At 70.7% G+C, this 18,526-nt stretch carries 15 protein-coding genes; 5 read left to right on the top strand and 10 right to left on the bottom strand.

What is annotated here, in order from left to right; translation table 11 throughout:
• Positions 1 to 6: 6 nt before the first annotated feature.
• Complete coding sequence (locus HUN07_RS09585) at positions 7 to 870, bottom strand: slipin family protein (protein ID WP_174909354.1); 864 nt, start codon at positions 868 to 870, stop codon at positions 7 to 9.
• On the bottom strand, positions 870 to 1,337 hold the full coding sequence (locus HUN07_RS09580; protein WP_174909352.1) for an NfeD family protein: 468 nt from the start codon (positions 1,335 to 1,337) through the stop codon (positions 870 to 872). Before HUN07_RS09580 ends, HUN07_RS09585 begins: the two co-directional genes overlap by 1 nt.
• Before the next feature lie 139 nt (positions 1,338 to 1,476).
• On the opposite strand from HUN07_RS09580, the gene HUN07_RS09575 reads away from it, so the two are divergent.
• Positions 1,477 to 2,241, top strand: coding sequence for an 8-oxoguanine DNA glycosylase OGG fold protein (locus tag HUN07_RS09575; protein WP_174909350.1), 765 nt, complete (start codon positions 1,477 to 1,479; stop codon positions 2,239 to 2,241).
• 49 nt (positions 2,242 to 2,290) lie between these two features.
• On the top strand, positions 2,291 to 2,983 hold the full coding sequence (locus HUN07_RS09570) for an SIMPL domain-containing protein (protein WP_174909348.1): 693 nt from the start codon (positions 2,291 to 2,293) through the stop codon (positions 2,981 to 2,983).
• A gap of 54 nt (positions 2,984 to 3,037) precedes the next feature.
• Here HUN07_RS09570 and HUN07_RS09565 read toward each other — a convergent pair whose 3' ends face one another.
• From HUN07_RS09565 to HUN07_RS09555, 3 genes are read right to left on the bottom strand one after another with little or no spacing between them, the layout of a single operon-like run.
• Positions 3,038 to 3,421: a hypothetical protein gene (locus HUN07_RS09565; protein WP_174909346.1), complete on the bottom strand. Its 384-nt coding sequence runs from the start codon at positions 3,419 to 3,421 to the stop codon at positions 3,038 to 3,040.
• Positions 3,418 to 4,167, bottom strand: coding sequence for a hypothetical protein (locus HUN07_RS09560; protein ID WP_174909344.1), 750 nt, complete (start codon positions 4,165 to 4,167; stop codon positions 3,418 to 3,420). The genes HUN07_RS09565 and HUN07_RS09560 overlap by 4 nt, the downstream gene beginning before the upstream one ends.
• Positions 4,168 to 4,201: 34 nt before the next feature.
• Positions 4,202 to 4,540 (bottom strand): type VII secretion target, encoded by a 339-nt coding sequence (locus tag HUN07_RS09555; RefSeq protein ID WP_174909342.1) that lies wholly within the window; start codon positions 4,538 to 4,540, stop codon positions 4,202 to 4,204.
• A gap of 342 nt (positions 4,541 to 4,882) precedes the next feature.
• Between HUN07_RS09555 and HUN07_RS09550 the strand changes: the two genes are divergently transcribed.
• Together HUN07_RS09550 and HUN07_RS09545 are read left to right on the top strand one after the other, a co-directional pair.
• Positions 4,883 to 5,263: a hypothetical protein gene (locus HUN07_RS09550; RefSeq protein ID WP_174909341.1), complete on the top strand. Its 381-nt coding sequence runs from the start codon at positions 4,883 to 4,885 to the stop codon at positions 5,261 to 5,263.
• 150 nt (positions 5,264 to 5,413) lie between these two features.
• Entirely contained in the window at positions 5,414 to 5,572 is a 159-nt protein-coding gene (locus tag HUN07_RS09545; protein ID WP_174909339.1) for a hypothetical protein, read from the top strand.
• A gap of 36 nt (positions 5,573 to 5,608) precedes the next feature.
• Here the strand turns inward: HUN07_RS09545 and HUN07_RS09540 are convergent, their stop codons facing one another.
• Together HUN07_RS09540 and HUN07_RS09535 are read right to left on the bottom strand one after the other, a co-directional pair.
• Positions 5,609 to 6,436: an alpha/beta fold hydrolase gene (locus HUN07_RS09540; protein ID WP_174909337.1), complete on the bottom strand. Its 828-nt coding sequence runs from the start codon at positions 6,434 to 6,436 to the stop codon at positions 5,609 to 5,611.
• Positions 6,437 to 6,505: 69 nt separating this feature from the next.
• Positions 6,506 to 8,965, bottom strand: a complete 2,460-nt coding sequence (locus tag HUN07_RS09535; RefSeq protein ID WP_254622872.1) for a beta-glucosidase family protein — start codon at positions 8,963 to 8,965, stop codon at positions 6,506 to 6,508.
• Positions 8,966 to 9,094: 129 nt separating this feature from the next.
• Here HUN07_RS09535 and HUN07_RS09530 point away from each other — a divergent pair, with 129 nt between their 5' ends.
• A complete protein-coding gene (locus HUN07_RS09530; RefSeq protein WP_217487195.1) occupies positions 9,095 to 9,751 on the top strand; it encodes a TetR/AcrR family transcriptional regulator in 657 nt (218 codons plus the stop codon).
• A 53-nt stretch (positions 9,752 to 9,804) separates the two neighbouring features.
• Here HUN07_RS09530 and recD read toward each other — a convergent pair whose 3' ends face one another.
• The 3 genes from recD to recC are packed head-to-tail and all read right to left on the bottom strand — an operon-like array spanning position 9,805 to position 18,244.
• Positions 9,805 to 11,661, bottom strand: coding sequence for an exodeoxyribonuclease V subunit alpha (gene recD, locus HUN07_RS09525; protein WP_174909335.1), 1,857 nt, complete (start codon positions 11,659 to 11,661; stop codon positions 9,805 to 9,807).
• Positions 11,658 to 14,996, bottom strand: a complete 3,339-nt coding sequence (locus HUN07_RS09520; RefSeq protein WP_254622871.1) for a UvrD-helicase domain-containing protein — start codon at positions 14,994 to 14,996, stop codon at positions 11,658 to 11,660. The genes recD and HUN07_RS09520 overlap by 4 nt, the downstream gene beginning before the upstream one ends.
• Complete coding sequence (gene recC, locus HUN07_RS09515; protein ID WP_174909331.1) at positions 14,993 to 18,244, bottom strand: exodeoxyribonuclease V subunit gamma; 3,252 nt, start codon at positions 18,242 to 18,244, stop codon at positions 14,993 to 14,995. The genes HUN07_RS09520 and recC overlap by 4 nt, the downstream gene beginning before the upstream one ends.
• Between the last annotated feature and the right edge of the window lie 282 nt (positions 18,245 to 18,526).

The following is an 18,526-nucleotide window of genomic DNA, read 5'->3' as shown; positions in this document are numbered from 1 at the left end:
CATCAGCTACTTGCCCGCGCGCTGCGCGTCGGGCTGCACGGACATCCACGCCGAGATGAGTGCGTCGATGTCGGTCCGGGCGGCGGGCAGCGCCGCGTGTTCCGGTTGCGGTTCCGGTGCCGGTCCCGTCTTCAGGAACGGCCGGACCAGGTCGAGCGGTAGCGGGAAGACAACGGTGGAGTTGTTCTCCCCGCTCATCTCCCCCAGGGTCTGCAGGTAGCGCAACTGCAGGGTGGTCGGGTTGCGGCTGATCACGTCTGCGGCCTCGGCGAGCTTCGCGGATGCTTGGAACTCGGCCTCCGCGTTGATGATCTTGGCGCGCCGCTCGCGCTCAGCCTCCGCCTGACGGGCGATGGCCCGCTGCATGTCCCGCGGAATCTCCACGTCCTTGATCTCGACGGTGGTGACCTTCACGCCCCACGGTTCGGTCTGCTGGTCGATTACCTTCTGCAGGTCCTCGTTGAGGCGTTCGCGCTCGGCGAGCAGGGCGTCCAACTCCGCCTTGCCGAGGATCGACCGCAGCGTCGTCTGCGCGATCTGCGACGTCGCCGCGAAGAAGTCTTCGACGCCGACGATCGCGCGGTCCGCATCGACCACCCGGAAGTACGCGACCGCGGTGACCTTGACCGGCACGTTGTCCCGGGTGATCACCTCCTGCATGGGAACGTTCAGCGTGACGGTTCGCAGACTCACCCGCACCATCCGGTCGACGGCCGGAATCAGCAGGACCAGACCGGGTCCCCTCAATTCGACGAGCCGACCCAGCCGGAACAGCACACCCCGCTCGTACTCGCGCAGCACCCGGACGGCCGCCGACGCCACGATGACGGCGAGCAGGGCGACAACGATGACAGCAAGGGCAATGGTCATCAACATGACAGCTCCCACGGTTCACGACGGCGCACGCTCAACGTGAGTCCACGGACGTGCTCGACGACGACGCTCTCCCCCGCTCGCGGCGTCTCGGTGTAGCCGAACTCCATTCGGGCGCGCCACAATCCGCCGTCGGCCTCGACCTGACCGTGGTCGCCGTCCCAGCTGCGGACGGTGGCCTCCGACCCGATCATCGACTCCGCCCCCGTCCGCACAGGTTCGCGCCGCGCGCTCAAGACCTTCCGGCCGGTCACGGCGACCGCCCCGACTCCGACGACGGCGACACCCGCCGCGGCGGGGACGGCGATCTCCATGCCCAGCCCACCGGAGGTGAACAGCAGCCACACGCCGGCCGCGGAGAGCAGCGTGCCCGTGATGCCGAGCGCGCCGAAGGTCGGAACGTGCGCCTCGATCACGATCAGCAGCACGCCCACGACCAGTGCCAACACACCCAACGCAGCCATCTGTAGTCACCCGCGAGGGCCCGGTCGGCTCGCGTAGCCACTCGCGATCGAGCCCTCATTGTCAAAGGTAGGCGCGCTTCCTCGGTACTGCCACCGTGTCGTGCACCGCCGCGTCGGTGGTTGGTGCGATCATCGCGGCATGCATCTGCTTGACGAGGGATTCGAGCCGCCGGAGGCGTGCATGCAGTGGTGTGGTGCCCGCGCCTATCCGCTCCACGTGCTGGACGACGGCGTCCAGGTGGACCTCAACTGGTGGAACCACCATCTCCGGGAGAGCAAGCACGAGATCGTTCTCCACGGACGGGATCTGGACGGTCGGGTCGTCAACCGCGGCACCGCGATCGTGCAGCGCAACGATCTCCGGCTCGACAGCGAACTGTTCGACGCCGATCACAACGGACTGGGCCTGCTGTTCCTGTGCGCGGCGTGGCGCAGTGCCCACCCGAACCGGCGCGCCACCCGACGTCTGCCGGACGTGTTCGACGCCTACACCCCGAAGGACCCCCTCCGGAAGATCAAACTAATCCTCGACCACTGCGCCACCGCGCGGACGCTGCCGCCCGCGTCGAGCAGCAACTGGTCCGGCTGGCCCGACACTCCCGGTGTCGGCGTGTCCCTCATGGCGGTCTACCTGTGGGCGGTCGGTGTGACCCGGGAGGGTATCCGGGCGCAGATGATCGACCAGCACGGCGTATCCACGCTGATCCACGAGGGCTGGCTCGAGGAGCCGTCGGTCAGTGGTTTCACGCTCCGCCGCTACGACCGGTACCAGGAGCTGCTGCGCACGTGGTCGATCCAGGCCCGGACCCACCCGGAGCTGATCGAGATGTGGCTGGTCCAACGGTGGAACGCCCGGGTCCAGGAGGCCCGCAGCGGCGCCCGGGCCGAGCCGACCCTGTTCTGAGCGGTCCATTCCGTACTGACCTGTCGGTGCTGTCGGGGAGACTGGCCTCATGCCCACGAATCCCGTAACGATCACGGTCACCGGCCACGCCGAGCGCTCGTTCATGCCCAACCGGTGCGTGGTGCGACTGAACATCGCGTTCGACGGCGCCACCCGCGCCGAGGCCGCCGACCCCGCCGCAAAGTCTGCGGCGGCCCTGGCCGAGCTGATCCAGGAACTCGAGAACGACTCGCAGCGCCCGCTCCGGCGGACGTCGATCGATCAGGTCCAGCACTCCCGGTACCGGCCGTATCACCCGCAGGGCAAGAAGCTGCCGTGGAACTATCGCTCGACGGCCACCGGTTCGGTCACCTTCCGCGACCTCGACGCGGTTGCAGCCTTCGTCGACCGGGTGTCGGCGATCGAGGGCGTCGACGTCGGGCATCTGCAGTGGACGCTCACCCGGAAGGCTCATACCAAGGCCCTCACCCGGGTGCGCGATCTCGCGGTCCGCGACGCGCTCGCCAAGGCCAAGGGCTACACACGGAGCCTGGGCTGCAAGCGCATCGAGGCGGTAGCGCTCGCCGACCCGGGCATGCTGAACCCGGGGCAGCGCCCCGACTACGGCCCTCCCGCGGCGCGGATGATGGCCGCCTCGGCCGTGGCCCCGGACAGCGCCGACACCGGCCGCCCGGCGATCGAGCTGACCCCCGAACCCATCGGCATCAGCGCGGACGTCGAGGCCCGGTTCGAGACTTCCTGAGAGGGCTCGACACTGCGCGGGAGACAAGCAGCGACACGGACGCCGGGCCTGTGCTCACCAGTCGGTGCCCAGGATCGGCGGCCGGTCATCGAAATACTCGTCGTCACCGTCCGCGGGAGCAGCGGCGATCGAGGCTGCGTACTCCTCTTCGATCCTCCGCTGCCCCTGCGCTGCAAGCGCTTCCTTCTCTTCGGAGCTCAACTGTGACAACTCGGTGAGAGATCCGACAACCAGCGGATTGACGACACCCGAGAAGGTGGTCGAGTCGACGACGTCGCGCAGACTCATCCGCCCCGCGAGGATCTCGGTAACCATCGACTTGAAGGCCTGATCGGGAGTGGCATCCGACAAAGTCTGTAGGGATTTCCTCAGCTGCAGCGCCATCGCCGGATCGTTCTCGAGCGAGGGAAGCAACGGATGCTCTTCGACCACTGTCACACCCCGCCTCGACCGGAGGCAGCGCCGGGCAGGGCCGGGAGCTTTGCATCTCCGATAGCGCCCATGTAGCCGGTGATCAGGCCGGTAACGGCCTGCGCACCCTGAAAAGCCTTGTTGAGGACGTCGAGGATCTTTTGGATCGTTTGGAAGACCTTCCACCCGGTGGCGAGTGCCACGGCCCAGGCACTCGCGGTGATGATCGCACCGACTCCGGTGGCAGCTGCGATGGTCGAGGCACCGGCCGCGGCCAACTCGATCAGGAACTGGATCATCAGATCCGTGGCGATCGCCAGCAGTCCCTTGATGGACTGTGAGAACTCATACATGCCGAGTGCCACAGTCTCCAGTTCGTCCCCCATCGAATTGATTGCGTGCTGCTGAGACTCGACGGCGCGAACCAGCTCGTCGAAGTAGCCGGCGGCCGAATCGGCGGCGTCGCCCTCCCATGACTGCACAGCGGTGCTCGTCGCCGACGACAGCGCCTCGGACATCAGTGCAGTGAAGTCACCGAGGGACTTCACTGCACGACCAGCTTCCTGCACTGCCGCCCAGTCACCGGCGACCGAATCCGCGATCGTGTCGATCGGGTTCTGTTCCACCCCAATGATTCCGAGTGCCCCCATGACGGGCGCGGTCAGCCAATAGGTCGGGCTGAGATAGGAACCGCTGAGCGCGTTCTCGAGCGGATCCGGTACCGGATCCTCAGCAACCGGTTTCTGTAGCGCGCTCCGTGGGTCATCAGTCATCGGGTCCCCCCTTCCGAAAGTTCTTCAGTGGCGCTCAGTACACGCGGTCCAATGCCGTCGCGTTCGTCGAATCGGTTGCCCGGTACTGTTCGGCGGTGCGGGCGATCTCCTCACCCGACACGGCGACGAGGCGCCCGATCGCGGCGGCGTTGTCCACCAAAAGCGTCCGAAGCTCGGAGACCGTGGGCGCAACCGACAGGAAGATGCGACCGTCGGCCATTCCGATCGAGAGGTGCTCTTCCAGATAGGCCGTAGCCTCCGATACTTGCCCGGCGAGTTCCCCCAACCTGGCAGCGAAAACATCCAGCGCATTCGGATCGACCAGCACCGCATCCCCCAATCTCGGGCCGCGGCCCTCCCCGGCCCCGGTCACGTTCGCAACGTACCAGTGGGGCCGGGAATACTTGCACTGGGCCACGATCGGAGGCTATGCATACCGATCGTGGCTCCCTCAACGACGGACCAGGTCGCCTTCCCTCTGCGTGAAGGGTCTGACGACGAACTCGGCCGATGGAAGGATCATGCTCAAATTCGAAAGGTGATGCGATTCGCCGCGGTACCGATGCCCGAACTCTGTGTGGCGCACGGTGAACCGGGGACGTGGTCGAGGCGCTTTCGATGCTATTCACGGCCCACGACCGACTTCGATCTCAAGCCTCGTCGATCGCAGTTGCTGCACGATCTCATGTTCGGCTGGGCCCGAATCCATCGAGGAATGGACCGCCTGGCAACGGCCTATTCGACTACCGTCACGACGCATGGCTGCGTCGCATGTCGGCGCTGGCTCCGCCGACGGCGCGCCCGGTCCGCCGCGCTACTCGCGGTCACCCTGGTCCTGCTCATCGCCGTGCCGAGAGTCCTGGTCGAATCCTCACAAGAGGGCCTCGCCGCCCTTTCGCTCTTCGCCGGGCTCGTCCTGCTGGTCGTCACCGCCGCGGCCGCGCGTTGGATCCACGAGTTCGCCCGAGCGACCGTCAGCGAGGACGGCACCCGTCTGATCATCGACAACCCCCATCCCGACTACGCGCGCGCCGCGGTGCCGATGGCTGCCGAACGAAGCCCGCTCCGCACAGGTGAAAGCACGAACGAGCAGTAGGGGTCACCACCGCCGCAACCCACTCGCCCGCAACACCCGCCGCCCCACGGCAGCCCGAAACGGCCTCCTCGGTCCCGTCAATGCGCACGTCGGTCCGGGCGCGGGCGATGGCGGTGTAGAGCAGTTCCCGGGTCAGCAGCGACGACTCCGGTGTCGCCGTTGCAGATCTACGGCCCTCCCGCGGTGCGGATGATGGCCGCCTCGGCCGCGGCCCCGGACGGCGCCGACACCGGCCGGCCGGCGATCGAGCTGACCCCCGAACGCATCGGCATCAGCGCGGATGTCGAGGCCCGGTTCGAGGCGTCCTGACGGACCACTCGAATGTGTCGGGCATGAGTCTCGGCGTCAGGCGGTCTGACCCCAGAAGTCGACGAGCACCTTCGTCAGCTCCTCGGGCTTCTCCTCGTTCGGTGTGTGGCCGGCCCCCGCGATGATCTCGAACTTCACGCCGAGCCGAGACGCGACGCCGGCCTGGACCTCCACCGAGATGACGTCCTCCTCGCCCGCGACGACCAGGATCGGCAGACGGGTCGCCGCCAACTCCTCGACGCGGTCCGGCTCGGCGCTCATGGAGAGGGCGATGCCGGCGATATTCGCGGTCTTGGTGGCCAGGATGCGGCCCCGCAGGAACTCCTTGACCGGTGCCGGGAAGGCCTCCTGCAGGGCTCCGAACATGGCCTGCCACAGGGCCTCGTTGCCGCCTTCCTGCAGCAGTGCCGGGATCTGGCCCATGTCCAGGTCCATGTCCAGGTTCTGCCCACTCGGCGGCGAGTCGAGGATCACGTAGTCGAGGAAGCGCGCCGGGTCGTTCAGCACGGCGGCCCGGGTGACGAGACCACCGAAGCTGTGGCCGAGGAGGTGGACCTTCTCGCCGGGCGCGACCTTGTCGAGCACCTCGGCGAGGTCCAGGGCGAACTTGGCAATCGTGTACTCGCCCACCGCATCCGGGCCGTCCGGGCCGTCCGAGTCGTACTGGCCGAGCTGAGAGTAGGAGATCAGGCGGTAACCGGCGGCGGTGACGAACGGCGCCATCGGGAGGAAGTCCTCCCGGGAGCCGGTGAATCCGGGGACCATGACGACGGTGCCCTTGACCTCCGTGCCGGCCTCGGGCGTCGCCTCGAAGAAGGACAGCTCGCCGCGCGAGATCGTGATGCGGGACAGATTGACGGTCATATTGCGTTCTCCTCGTTGGGGTTCAGGGGTTCTTCGGGCGAAAGGTGGGAGTCATCAGAGATCCCCGGCTCACACCGCCGAGTCCTTCAGTTCGATCTCGGTCGTCAGCCGACGGTCGGAGGCCGATCGCGCCGCGACCAGCGTCCGCGAACCGCCCGCGACCCGCCACGCCGACGCCGATTCGTCCCACCGCGCCAGGGTCCTGCGGTCCACGGTGATTCGCGCGGTCGCCGCCTCCCCCGCGTCGGCGTTCACCGACGCGAAACCGACCAGCCGCAGCGGGTCGTTCCCGTCGGCGCCCTCGCCGCCGAGGTAGAGCTGGACGACCTCGCGTCCGGTGCGCACGCCGGTGTTGCGGACGGACACCTCGACCGTCACCGCACCCGACTCGGTCTCCGCGGCGGTGATTCCCTCGTAGTCCCAGGTGCTGTAGCCGAGACCATGCCCGAACGGGTAGGCCGGGGTGATCGCGGCCGTCTCGTACCCGCGATACCCGAACGTCGAGCCCTCCGCGTAGTCGATGACGCCGTCGACGGGTTGCGTCGACAGCACCGGCGAGTCGGCACCGACCGCGGGAAAGGTGGTGGGCAGCCGGCCGCCGGGCTCGACGACGCCGGTGAGCGCGTCGGCGATCGCACCGCCGCCTTCCTGGCCCGGCAGCCACGCCCACAGCACCGCCGCAACCTCGTCCCGCCAAGGCATTTCGACCGGCGCACCGGCGTTGACGACCACGACCGTCTTCGGATTCACCGCGGCCACCGCCGACACCAGCTCGTCCTGCCGACCCGGAAGCAGCAGATCGACACGGTCGAAGCCCTCGCTCTCCACCTCGTCCGTGGTGCCGACGAAGACCAGCGCCACGTCCGCGTTCCGCGCGGCCTCGACGGCGGCGGCGAACGCCACATCCGCAGCCTCGCGTGGCGCCTCGTGGTTGAGGCCGAACATCACCATCGGGTGGTCCGGTGCGACCATCCGCATCTCGACGTTGATCGTGCCGGCGACGAGCTCGGCCGAAACGCGACGCTCCGGCGGCTTGACGAGATTCTCGATCGGGTCGTCGTCGGCACTGGTGAGCGAGATCGCATGCGGCTCGGCCGCGCCGATCCTCAGGGAGTACTCCCCGGAACCCGACACCGAGAACTGGTGGGTGCCGCCCTCGGCGACGGTCAGATCGGTCCGGACGCGGACCTCGGCGGTGCCCGGAGGGACGGTGCCCATGAACACCAGACGCGACGCGAGCCGGCGCTCGGTCGCGAGAACGGCGCCGTCGGCCGAAACGAAGTCGACGCGAAAGCCCGGCTCGCCGGTCACCGGGTCGCGGGCGACGTCCGCCGGGATGGCGGGAAGGATGCGCTGCGTCGAAACGCCTTCCCGGTAGTCGATCTCGACCGAGTCGCCGAACGCCTCGCGCAGCCCGGCCAACGGACTGGTGATGTGCGTGGGGTTGACGTGCGCGGAGCCGCCACCCTGCGCGGTCAGCACCGCGGCGTTCGGTCCGAGGACGGCGACGCGACTGCGCGACGCCGGAGCCAGCGGCAGGACGCCGCCCTCGTTGCGCAGCACGACCATGGCGCGCGCCGCGATCTCCCGCAACTGCTCGCCCGCGTCGTCCGGGGTCGTCGACGGGGCGGGCCCCGCGAAGCCGTCCAGGTAGCCGGTGCGAGCGGCGAGCCGAAGCACGCGCAGCACCTTGTCGTCGACGACGCTCTCGGCGACCTCGCCGGCGCGGACCGCGGCGACGAGCGCCTCGCTCCACGGGCTCTGCGGACCCGGCATCGCGACGTCGAGGCCCGCGTTCGCGGACGCGGCCGTCGAGCGCGTCGCGAACCAGTCGGACACGACCGCGCCGTCGAAGCCCAGCTCCTCCTTGAGGACCTCGGTGAGCAGCCGCCGGTTGTCGGTCAGGCTCGCACCGTTGACCGAGTTGTACGAGGCCATGACGGACCACGCGCCCGCGCGGACCCCGGCCTCGAAGGGCACCAGGTAGACCTCACGCAGCGCCTTCTCCGAGATCCGCGCGTCGTACGTCATGCGCTCGGTCTCGGACTCGTTGCCGATGTAGTGCTTGATCGTCACCGCGACGCCGTTGGCCTGGACACCGGAGACGAAGCCCTCCACGATCGCGGCGGTCAACTGCGGGTCCTCGGAGTAGCACTCGAAGTGCCGGCCCCCGAGCGGCGAGCGGTGAATGTTGATGTTCGGGGCGAGGAGCCACGCGACGCCCTTGTCCCGGGCCTGGGCGCCCATGAGGGCGCCGGCACGCCGGACCTGCTCCGGGTCCCAGGTGGCGGACAGCGCCGACGGGTTCGGGAACAGCAGGCTGGTGTCACGCTCGTCCCAGGTCGTGCCGCGGACGCCGTTGGGGCCGTCCGAGAGGAGCACCTTGCGCAGGCCGATCTTCTCGATCGCGTCGAGGGACCAGAAGTCCGCGCCGGTCAGCAGACCGACCTTCTCCTCGAGCGTCAGTTCCGCGAGGAGCTTTCCCAGCTTGCCCTCGTCCACCGCAGTCACACCGTCTCGGCTGTTCACAACCAGCACTCCTTCGAACGTCACGCGGACCGGGCCTGTTCGACCGCTGGAATCGAGGCTAACCGCAAATACCGAGTACGTACTAGGTTTGTTATCTCGCCGTTATATTTGCCCGCCTACAGTGAGACCGTGACCACCCGCGAGAAGGGCAGAGATGCAGCCACCCGTCCCCGACGGGGCGGCAGCTACGCCGTCGGCCGGGCCCGGCGCGCCCGGATTCTGCACGTCGCGATGGAGGAGTTCGCCGAGAACGGCTACCGCGGCGCCTCGCTTGCCCGGATCGCCGAGCGTGCCGAACTCTCCCAACCCGGCCTGCTCCACCACTTCCGCAACAAGGAAGAACTGCTGGCCGCCACGCTGGACCTCCGCGACGAGATGGACGCCCAGCGCTTCGTCGACGCCGACGGCGCGCCGTTGACCGGGATCGCCGCCATGGAGGCCCTCGTCGAGCTGGTCGAGCGAAACCAGCGAGTGCCCGGGCTCGTCCAACTCTTCACGGTCCTCAGCGCCGAGTCCGCCACCGCCGATCATCCCGCCCACACCTGGGCCCGCACCCGCTACCGCCGCATCCGGGGGTTCATCGCGGACGCCATCCGCGGCGGGATCACGTCCGGCGAGTTCCGGTCCGACGTCGACCCCGAGGCGCACGCGTTCCGACTGGTCGCGATCATGGACGGCCTTCAGCAGCAGTGGCTGCTGGACGCCGAGGCGGTCGACATGGCGGCGGTGTTCGCGGCGTATCTGCACGAGACGTTGGACATGATCCGAGCCCGTCCGGCCTCGTAGCGATCTGGGCCCGTGCTGTTCCGGGCCGGGTCAGCACCCCGAGGGGCGCCCCCTCACCCCCGCCGCAGCCCGCTCGCCCGCAGGACCCGACGCTGCACGCCGGCGCGGACGGCGTCCTCGGTGCCCACGATCCGCACGTGCGTCCGGGCTCGGGTGATGGCGGTGTACAACAACTCTCGGGTCAGCAGCGACGACTCCTCCCCCGGCAGGATCACCGAGACGGTGTCGTACTGGCTGCCCTGACTGCGGTGGATCGTCATCGCGTAGACCGTCTGCACCGACGCCAGATGGCTCAGGTGCAGCAGGTACGGTTCCTCGCCGCGCGCGAACGCCGCCACCAGTTCGCCGTCCTCGCCGGTGACGACGACTCCGGTGTCGCCGTTGTAGATCCGGGTCTCGTGGTCGTTCGCGGTCACCATCAGCGGCTGCCCGGCGTACCAGCGTTCGGCGTCGAGCCGGCCGCCGATCGACTCCCCGACCCAATCCATCGCGTTGCGCGCCCACCACGACGCGCCGAACGGGCCCTCCCGGTGCGCGCACAGCAGCCGATGCTGCTCCGACGCCCGCAGCGCCGCCACCGCGTCACCGACCTGGGCCGCGTCCGTCACCGCCGCCGACGTCGTCACCACGTCGGAGCGCAGCGCGGACAGCTCGTCGGGCGCCACGAACGACACGTCCGGCTCACCGCTGCGCAGGATCTCGAGCACCCGGTCCTCGTCGCCGTCGCGCACCGCGACCGCCAGCTGCGCGATCGCGCCACCGAACCGCCGTCCCCGGCTGAGCCGAATCACGCCGCCGCGCAGTCGGTCCCGCTCGGACACACTCAGCGCCGCCTCGGCGGGATCGTCCGACGCCGACAGGTCCGCGCCGACCACGCGCGCCAGCACCGGGTTCTCGACCCCGGTCACCGGGCGGGCCACCAGGTCGGCGAGCACGGCACCGGCGTCGACGGAGGTGAGCTGGTCCGGGTCGCCGACCAACACCAGCCGCGCCTCGGGCCGCACGGCCTCGAGCAGTCGGCACATCATCGTCAGCGACACCATCGACGTCTCGTCCACCACGATCACGTCGTAGGGCAGGTGGTTGGTCTCGTTGTGCCGGAACCGGCTGGTCCCCCGCTGCCAACCGAGCATCCGGTGCAGCGTCATCGCCGACAGGTCGGCCCGCAGCCCCACCACCTCGGCCTGCTCGCGCACCGACTCCTGCAGCCGCGCCGCGGCCTTCCCGGTGGGGGCGGCCAGTCCGATCCGCAGGCCGGGCTGCTGGCGTTCGAGCAGCGCCAGCACCCGCGCGACGGTGTGTGTCTTGCCGGTGCCGGGCCCGCCGGCGATCACCGACGTCCGGTGTGTGGCGGCGACGGCGGCCGCGATCCGCTGCCGATCCGGGGCGTCCGACGGCCGGGACGGATCCTGATGGTCCCGGAACAACTCGTCCAGCCCGGCGCGCAGCAGGTCCTCGTCCACCGCGGGGTGCCCGTGGGCGCGCTCGTCGAGGATGCGCCTCACGGCCTGTTCCTGCCGGAAGTACCGGTCCAGGTACAGCAGGCTGCCCTCGTCGGACTCCACGAGCCGCAGCGGGCGCAGCGGACCCGCGTCCCCGCCGATCACCAGCGGGCTCGACCGCAGCCCGTCCATCACGACGGTGTCGTCGGGCCACGGCAGCGCCGCCGGGTCCACCTCGAAACCCTCGTCGACCGTCACCTCCCGAATCCGGCTGAGGTCCAGGCACACCGAGCCCGATCGCACGGCACGCACCGCGAGCGCGGTCGCCAGGTGCACCGGCTCGCTGGTCTCCCCGCCGAGCGTCGCGAGCCGCAGCGCGACATGCACGTCGGCGGCCTCGAGCACCCCGGCCTCGTTGAACTCGCGCAGCACACCCTTGCCGCGCTGCGCGACGCGCGCCTCGATCATGCGCCTCCCTCACGATCGGTGATGCCGGCCAACAGATCCGACAGCTCCACCACCAGCGCGGCCGGTGGATCCCAGTCGAACACCCCGGCACCGTCCGGGGTGTCGGGGCCGACCATGCCGCGCACGAACAGGTATTGCACGCCCCCGAGATGCGTCGCCGGGTCGTAGCCGGGCAGCCGCCACCGCAGATACCGGTGCAGCGCAACCGCATACAGCAGCGCCTGCAGCGGATAGTGCGAGCGCATCATCTCCCCCGCCATGGCGTCGCGGGTGAAGTCGGCGGTGGTCAGCTCGCCGGGCGCGATGCGGTTGGTCTTGTAGTCCACCACCACGAATCTGGGGCCGGAAATACCGGCGAGACGCAGCACCGCGTCGATGCTGCCGGTGAGGTAGCCGCGCAGCGGGGTGGGCTCGAGTGTCGCGAGCCGGTCCGCGTACGGGGCCAGCACGTCGTCGGCGGGCAGGTGCGTGCGCAGCAGCCGGGCGATCCGGTGCAGTGTCACGGCGATCGACGCGGGATCGTCGCCGCCCGCGAGCGGCAGCTCGAAGTCCAGCTCCGGCAGCCGGTCGGTGGGCGCGACGTCGGCGAGGGTGCCGCCCCCGGCGAGCGGGGTGCGCAGCACCGGCAGCAGCGCGGCCGCCAGCGCCGCCGGATCCACCTGCGACATCCGGGCCGCGACCGCCTCGCGGCAGTGCCGTCGGAGCTCGGTCTCGAGGTCGTCGGCGGCGGTGTCGACGTGTTCGAGGATCTCGTGGACCAGGGTGCCGAACACCGCGCCGTAGGGCATCTCGTTCATGGTCGACGCGAGCCCGGGTGCGGGGGCCGGGGCGATCAGCGCGGGCTCGGCCGGTTCGTCGTCGGTCTCGGGTTCCTCGGCCTCGCTACCGACGCCGGGATGCTCGTGCGCGGATGCGGTGAGCGCCGAGTACGACGTGCGCCGCCATCCGGCGTCGAGCACCCGATCGAACACCGCGGCCGCCAGGTCACCGGTCTCCTCCTGCGGCGGCGTCCACGACACCTCGGGGACCGGGTCGGCGCCGACGGCCTCCACCGCGATCGTCACCGGCGCTGTCTCCGCCCAGTCCGTGAGCTGCTGCGCCACAACGGGATCCTCGGGCACACCCACCTTCTGCGGGACGTCGCCCTCGCCCGGTTCGCGCCCGAACAACATCCGGTGCAGCGGTGCCTCGTTGGTCGAGTACGCCGGCGCCCACCACAGCACCAGCTGGCACTGGGCCCGGGTGAGCGCGACGTACAGCAGCCGCAGGTCCTCGCCCGCGGCCTCGGCATCGCGGCGGCGTCGGCGCTCCCCGTAGCCGGGGCTGCCCTCGCCGCCGATGTCGAGGATCCGGCGGCCCTCGTCGTCGTGCAGCAGCAGCCGGTTGGGGTCGGCGAACCGTCCGGTGCTCCACCCGAACGGCACGTACACGATGGGGTACTCGAGCCCCTTGCTGGCGTGGACGGTCGCGATCTGCACGGCCGCGGCGTCGCTGTCGAGGCGTCGGCTGCGGTCGCCGCCACCGGACTTGGGGTCCTTGATCCGGTCGACCAGCCAGCCGGTGAGCGCGGTCAGGCCGAGCGATTCGTCGACCGCGACGGCACCGAGCAGCTGCCCGATGTGCCGCAGGTCCGTCAGGGTGCGCTCCCCCGACGCGATCGTCAGCAATCGGGCCTCGAGACCGGAGTCGGCGGCCAGCCGCTCGAACAGCGCCGCGAACCCGGACTGCGCGAACACCGCCGACAGCTCCCGCAGCTGCCCGCCGACGCGCGCGACCAGTTCGTCGCTGCGCGTGTCGATCTCCTCGGCGCTCCAGCCGAGCAGCGGCGTGAGCGCGGCGAGCCGCACCCGATCGGGTCGGTGCGGCTGCTCGAGCGCCTGCAGCACCTGCAGCCAATGCTGCGCGGCGGGGGTCTCGAACACGCTGGTGCCACCGGCCAGCACCGACGGCACCCCGGCCCGGTCGAGGGCCTCGCGGACCAACGCGATCTGCGCGTTGGTGCCCGCGAGGATCGCGATGTCCCCCGGTTCGACGGGACGCGCCGCGCCGTTCAGGTCGAGGGTGGCGTCGCTGTCGAGCAGCCGCGCGATGTCGGCGGCCACGTCGGCGGCCACACGCGTGCGCAGCGCGCCGACCGCCGGGTAGCCCGAGTTGTTGAGCCGTCCGGCCCCGGCCCGGGACAGATACCGCAGACGCAGCGGCGGGGCACCGTGCAGCCGGGAACCCGTCTTCGCCGCCGAGACCGGGTGCACGACGATGTCGCGGTGCCCGAGCGCGGCGCCACCGTGCAGATGCCCCAGCGCGGCAACGAGTTCCGCGTCGCTGCGCCAGTTGGTGGTCAGTTCCTGGCGGCTGCCGGCGGCCCCGACGGCGTCGAGGTAGCTGAGCACCTCGGCGCCGCGGAACGCGTAGATGGCCTGCTTCGGATCCCCGACCAGAACCAGCGTGGAGTGCCCGTGGAACGCGGACCGCAGAATCCCCCACTGCTGCGGATCGGTGTCCTGGAACTCGTCGACGAGCACGACCCGGTAGCGCTCGCGCACCCGCCGGCACGCCGCCGCCCCGTGCTCGGGATCGGGATCGGTGAGCACCCCGTGCAGCAGCGCGGGCAGGTCGTCGAAGTCGCGGATGCCCGCCAGCCGCTTGCGGCGCTGCGCCTCGCTCCGGACCGCGGACGCGAACGCGACGGCGTCCCCGGCGCGGCCACCGTCGGCGCCCTCGGGGGCCAGCGTCGACTGCGGGTCGAAGATCGCGGCCCGGGCGGCGGCGCGGGCCTCCGACGGCCGGAGCGTCGGCGAGTCGGACCGTGCGAAGCGCTGCAGGAACAGGTCGGCGATCACCTCGGAGACGAGGTCCTCGGCCTCCTCCACCAGCACCGCGTCCGGGTCCCGCTCCCCGGCGATGCCGAGGCCGTCGAGCATCCGCTGGCAGAAGCTGTGGGTGGTGACGATGGTGCCGGCGTCGAAGTCCGACAGCGCCTGCAGCAGCCGTCGCCGACGCACCGCCACCTCGGCGTCGTCGGCACCCGCGAGGTGCGCGACCAGCGGGTCGCCGCTGGCCCGAGCAACACTGGGATCCGCCAATCCCGCTGCGGCCGAGGCGAACCGCTCCCGGGTCCGTTCGCGGAGTTCCTTCGTGGCCGCGCGGCTGAACGTGACCAGCAGCAGCTGCGACAGGTCGATGCCCTCCTCGGCGACGAACCGGGCGGCGAGCCCCACGATGGCGTAGGTCTTGCCCGTGCCGGCGCTGGCCTCGAGCACGGTGGTGCCGGCGGGCAGCGGCGCGAAGAGGTCGAACGCGGTGTCCGTCACCGTCGGGACGATTCCAGCGGTCACGGCTCTCCCAGGGTCTCGGCCGCGAGCAGCGGGCCCCACAGCACGGCGGCCTCGGTGCCGAAGCAGGTCGGTTCGTACGCTCCGGGCGGCGCGGGCTGTTCGGTGAGCACCGACAGGCTCGCGCCGGACCCGTGCACGAACTGGACGTGACGGTCCTTGCCGTCGCCGAAGTCGCCACCCCATGCGCGTTCGGCCGCGACCAGCGCCAGTTCGATCGACCGACCCCGGAACCGCTGGTCGGCGTAGGCCGCCGACGCGCCCAGCGTCACGGGCAGCGGTGAGACCAGGCCCCGGTCGCGCATCGCCACCAGCCGCGCCAGGATCTCCACCGGGTCCTCCGGCGCCGCGAGCGACGAACGCATGACGGGGGTGCGGCCGCTGCCGCGGCCGGTGGTCACGGCGGTGAGGCTCTCGGCCCGTCCCGTCGATGCGACCGCCAACAGCCGTACCCACGCGCCGATCCGGTGTTTGGGCGCCAACCGGGAGAACGTGGTGCGCGCGAGCACGTCGCCGTGCAGCCCGTCGACGGTGCCGACGAGCCGACGCCCGCCGAGGTCGACGTCGATGTCGACGGCCTCCGATCGCCCGGTGTGCACCGGCCCGGCGGACCGGGCCAGGGAGTCGACCGTCCACTCGATCTCCGACAGCGCGGTGTCGCCGAGCTTCGCGGGCGGCAGGGTGCCGCGCCGCCACTCCGCGGCCCGGAACGCCGCGGGGTCGATGCCCGCCAGGCGTGCGGCGAGCATGCGCTCACCGATCCCCCACCGCGCCAACGGATCCAGTTCGAGGTCGAGGGCGTCGGCGACGTCCTCGTCGAGATCCGGCACCCGGAATCCGAGTCGCTGGCGCAGGAAGCCCTGGATCGGGTTCTCCAGGAACGAGATCAGCTCGGCGAGGTTCACATCGCCCGGTTCGAGCGGCGTCAACGGCTCCGGCAGGAAGTCCGGCAGCGGCAGCGGCGGCTGCTGCGCGGCCCGGGCACCGGCGAGCGCGGCGCGGTCGAAGCTCCGCGGTCGATCCGGATCGAAGTTGCGGGGATCGAACGGCTGCAGGGGATGTCGCGTGACGGCGTCCGATCCCGCCATCGCCTCGAGCACGTCCCGCAGCTCGCTCAGCGGCACCGCCGGCGGGCGCGGGGTGCCGTTCACCGGGTCGGCACCGGTGTAGAACAGCAGCAGACGCCCGGTCGCGGACATGATCGCGTCGAGCAGCAACTGCCGATCCTCGCTGCGCGGATCCCGCTCCCCGAGCAGCGGATCGCGGGCGAGCACGTCGTCGCCGTCGATGTTGGTACCGCGCGGGAACACGTCGTCGTCGAGCCCGAGCAACACCACGACGCGGTGCGGCACGGACCGCATCGGCACCATCGTGCAGACGGTGAGCTCGCCGGTGCGGAAGTTTGCCCGGGTGGGTCGGCCCGCGAGGCGGGAGCGCAGCATCGCGCGGACGTCGGCGAGCCGCAGCTGCGCGTCACCGCCGTGCTCGACGGCGGCGGCCAGCTCCCGCCGGGCCTGCCCCAGCTGCCAGGCGTCCGCCTCCGGCACGTCGACCAGCAGGTCCAGCGCCCGACCCAGCGCCGCCGACCACTGCTCCCCGGACTGCGGGCCGGTGAGCCCGCGCAGCGCGACGTCGAGCCGGTCGACGTACTCGGCGAGCCGTCCGGTGAGGCCGATGTCGTTGCTCTCGACGTCGTCGAGAGGCAGTGCGAGCGAAAGCCATTCGTCGTCGATGTCGTCGGCCGCGGCACCGAGCAGGATGCGGTCGAGCGCCGCCCTGAGGGTGTTCTGCTCGAAGTCGGCCAGCCCGAAGGTTCCGCGTTCACGACGGCCGATGCCCCAGCGGGCACCCGCCGAGGTGGTCCACTCGCGCATCCGCTCGAGGTTGTCGTCGTCGAACGTGAACCGGCGGCGCACCGGCGCGGTCGCGGCGAGGTCGAGGACCTGGCTGACGGTGACCCGGGAGTCGGCGAGGTCCAGCAGCGTCGCGACGACACCGAGGACCGGGTTGGTCTGGTGCAGCGCCCGGTCCGCGAGCCGCACCCGCAGCCGGTGCCCGGGATGGCTGAGCTGCCCCTGCACACCCTGCCCGAACGCGGCCCGCACCAGCGGCGCGTAGGTCTCGACGTCGGGGCACATGACGAGCACGTCGCGGGGCTCGAGCGTCGGGTCGTTCTGAAACAGGTGCAGCAGGCGCTCACGCACCGCCTCGACCTGGCGGGCGGGCCCGTGGCAGGCGTGGATCTCGACGGTGTCGTCGTGCGTCCACGCGGACGGCACGCGGTCGGCCGCGATGTCGGACTGGAGCCGGCCGAGCAGCGTCGGGGGCCGCGGCGGTCCGGGGTGGTGGACGTCGACCATATCGGTGGCGCCGAGCCGGGACTGCAGCTCACGCACGTCACGGGCGAGGCTGCCGAGCAGGGGATGCGCCACCTCGAGCGCGCGGTGGTCGTCCACGCGGCGCCGCGGCGGATCGGTGTCGGCCATCCCACCCCACATCTCGAGACTGGGATGCGGAGTCCACAGGTGCACATCGCGATTCGCGCCGATCGCGGAGAGCACCGCGATCTGGTCCGTGCCGAGCCGGGTGGGACCGAACAGGGACAGACGCTCGGGCAGGTCCAGCAGCCCGGGTTCGGTGCGCAGCCGCGCGCACGCGTGGTCGAGTCGCTCGGCCGGGCTGGGGCTGCCGATGCGCTCGCGCAGTCGACGCCACAACTGCGGCTGCCACAACAGGTCGTCGTCCAGGGCGCCGGTGCCGTCGGTGTCGCGGCCGGCAGCCCAGTCGACGAGCATCGCGGGACGCTGCGCGCCGTAGGAGCGGAACAACTCGGCCAGTTGCGCGGCCGTGCCGTAGCGGCGCCCCGCACGGTGATCGTCGCTACCGTGGCCGAGGTGCCGCGCGAGTACCGAGCACCAGGATTCGTCCACGCAGTCGTCGATGACGGCCAGCAGCGTCCACAGCATGCGCGAGGGATGCCAGGGGTCGCTGTCGATGTCGTAGCCGGTGGCCGCGGCCAGCGCCCCGTCCACCAATCGCGTCGGGGACGGGAAGTCGATGTTGGCGGCGATCCCGTCGCCGTCGACCGCGCCGAGGACGCGGGACAGCCGCTGTGTGAGCCACCGCTCGACGCCCTTCGCGGGCACCGCGACCACCTCGCGCTGGAACGGATCCGAGAGGGGCCTGACCAGCACATCGGCGAGCGCGGACGCGAGTGTTCCAGCGCTCTCCGCGCGGTGCAGCGTCAGCAAATTCCGTACCCCCTCGGCGTCCCTGCACCGTGTCGTCGGGCAATTCCAGGGCCTAGGAGTATCACATGCTCCGGACAACTCAGCCTATCCGGAGGGCCGTCGGTCCGAGCCGCCAGCACACCTCGGGGCACGACAGAGTTTTGTACAAAACCAGACCCTGCGGAATCGACAGGCCTCAGGTCTTCCCGGTTCCCGCCAGAACATTCTCGGCACCAGGTCGAGCGGGGTCTGTTCCCGGGCCGTTGTCGGCCGGGAACAGACCCCGTCGTTGTCGGTGGCTGC

Source organism: Rhodococcus sp. W8901 (assembly GCF_013348805.1).
Taxonomy (GTDB): domain Bacteria; phylum Actinomycetota; class Actinomycetes; order Mycobacteriales; family Mycobacteriaceae; genus Prescottella.
This window is presented reverse-complemented; position numbering and strand designations above follow the sequence as displayed.